Genomic DNA, 2,280 nt, shown 5'->3' with positions numbered 1-2,280 from the left:
CGCGAAACTACTTCGCCGTCGTCGCCATTGCCGCCACTCTGCTCTGGATAAGGTAACTGTCCACACGGCCTAGTGCTAGCGCTAGCAGCGCTGCTAAGCAGTCCGCCACCGGAACGCACTTGACAGATGCGCCAATCGCGGATCCGCCGAGCGATGGACGCGCCAACCGACGTCGCTTCAGCAACGAGGAAAAGCTCACGATAGTGACCGAGTCTGAGCTCCCCGGCGCCACCGCCGCCGAGATTTGCCGGCGCCACGGCATCGTCACCAGCATGTTGTTCCGCTGGCGGGTCCAGTTCGGGTTCAGTAAGCAAGTGCGGACGAAGTTAGCGGCTGTGAAGGTCGCCGGAGCGCAATCCGCACCCCTCGTCCTGAACGATCTGTTGCAGCCGCCCGACGGCATGACGGTTATCGAATTGGACGATGGCCGTCGCGTCTTCGCACCAATCGGCAGCGATCCGGATGCAGTCCGTCGCCATGTCATTGAGCAGGAGACAGCGCGATGATGATCGTGCCGGCCGGCGTGAAAGTGCATTTGGCTTTGGGGTATACTGACATGCGCAAGGGCCTGGATGGCCTCGCCGCGCTCGTTCAGGAGCACCTCAAGAAGGATCCATTCTCCGGCCACCTGTTTGCCTTCCGAGGTAAGAAAGCAAGCACGCTGAAGATCCTGTTCTGGGACGGCAACGGGCTTTGCCTCTTCAGCAAGAGGCTCGACCAGGGCGGCTTCATCTGGCCAAGAATGAGCGATCCCGGCGGCACGGTGACGCTGTCGCCGGCACAGCTTGCCATGCTGATCGAAGGCATCGATTGGCGCACCCCCGAGCGTCGATGGCGACCGGCCATCACGGGATGAATCGCAAAAACCCTCGTAGAAAATAGCGAAGTTGCTTCGTCGAATCAGCGTATCCGAGTAGAATCGGTCATGCAGCTCGATCTCGACAATCTGCCGTCGGATACAGTGCTTCTGCATCGCTTGGTGCGCGATATTGCCTCGGTCATCGCGCATCGGAACAGCGAGATCCAGCGTCTCCAGGCAATCATCAAACAGCTTCAGCGTGCACAATTTGGGCGTCGTTCCGAGCGTCTCGACGCAGATCAACTCGCCCTTGGACTGGAAGACTTGGACATCGATCTGTCGGCTGTCGGGGCAGATCAAGCGTCGGTGGAGGCGTCTGCGCCGACGCAGAAACTGCAGCCGAAGCGCAAGCCGCTGCCGGATCATCTGCCCCGCGAAGAGGTCGTGCTCAACGTCGATGGTGAGAGATGTACGTGCTGCGGCGGCGCGCTGCATGCGATTGGTGAGAGCGTCAGCGAGATGCTGGATTGGGTGCCAGCACAGTTGCGCGTGGTGCGCGTTTGCCGCCCGAAATATGCCTGCCGCAGCTGCGGAACAATCACCCAGGCTCCGGCGCCCGAACGACCGATCGCCGGCGGTTTGGCCACGGCATCCATGCTCGCGCAGGTGCTGGTCAGCAAATATTGCGACCACACACCGCTCTATCGGCAGGCGCAGATTTTTGCCCGTCATGGCGTCGAACTGGAGCGCTCGACATTGGCCGGATGGGTCGGCGGCGCGTGCTGGTGGTTGGCGGCCCTGCACGATCGGCTGTGCGAGCACATGTTCGCGTCGGATCACCTGTTTGCCGACGATACTCCAATCCCTGTGCTCGATCCGGGCCGAGGGCACACCAAGACCGGACGGCTGTGGGTGTATGCGCGCGATCAACGCGGCTGGGGCGGGCCGGAGCCACCGGCTGCTGTTTATGTGTTCGCGCCCGACCGAAAAGCGGAGCGCCCGGCGGCGCATCTGACGCACTTCAAGGGCGTTCTGCGCGTCGACGGTTACGCGGGATTCGAGCGGCTGACCGGCGCTGGCAACATCACACTGGCTGCATGTTGGGCGCACACCAGGCGCAAGTTCTACGAGGTTGCGCAAGCCGAGGACACGCCCGTCGCGCACGAGGCTCTGCGTCGTATCGCCAGCCTCTATGCTGTCGAAGCGCAGGTGCGTGGTCAATCGCGGGCGCATCGGCTGGCCACGCGGCGCACACTCGCCAAGCCGATCGTTGACAGCCTTCGCCTTTGGCTCGAGGTGCAGCTTCCTCAACTGCCCGGCCGCGGCAATCTCGCCGAAGCGATCCGGTATGCGCTGTCGCGCTGGGATGGATTGACCCGCTTCCTGCATGACGGCCGCATCGAACTCGGTAGAGTCGACGACTGGCGCGGTGGCTACAGGTTCCGAGGAGTTGCCGTTTGCCGGCAGCTTTCGCTGAGTGC

The 2,280-nt window shown here is 62.7% G+C and carries 3 protein-coding genes; all 3 read left to right on the top strand.

Going from position 1 to position 2,280, the window contains the following annotated elements; genetic code table 11:
• Positions 1-119 precede the first annotated feature (119 nt).
• Positions 120-506, top strand: coding sequence for a transposase (locus AAFX91_RS40910; protein WP_394570264.1), 387 nt, complete (start codon positions 120-122; stop codon positions 504-506).
• Positions 503-856 (top strand): IS66 family insertion sequence element accessory protein TnpB, encoded by a 354-nt coding sequence (tnpB, locus tag AAFX91_RS40905; protein ID WP_028167393.1) that lies wholly within the window; start codon positions 503-505, stop codon positions 854-856. Before AAFX91_RS40910 ends, tnpB begins: the two co-directional genes overlap by 4 nt.
• 69 nt (positions 857-925) lie before the next feature.
• The coding region (gene tnpC / locus AAFX91_RS40900) for an IS66 family transposase (protein ID WP_394570263.1) at positions 926-2,280 on the top strand (1,355 nt) is incomplete at its 3' end.

Origin of the sequence: Bradyrhizobium sp. 31Argb, from assembly GCF_043638955.1 — a bacterium.
Lineage (GTDB): Bacteria > Pseudomonadota > Alphaproteobacteria > Rhizobiales > Xanthobacteraceae > Bradyrhizobium.
The sequence above is the reverse complement of the archived record's forward strand: the minus strand, read 5'-3'. Positions and strand labels throughout refer to the sequence as shown.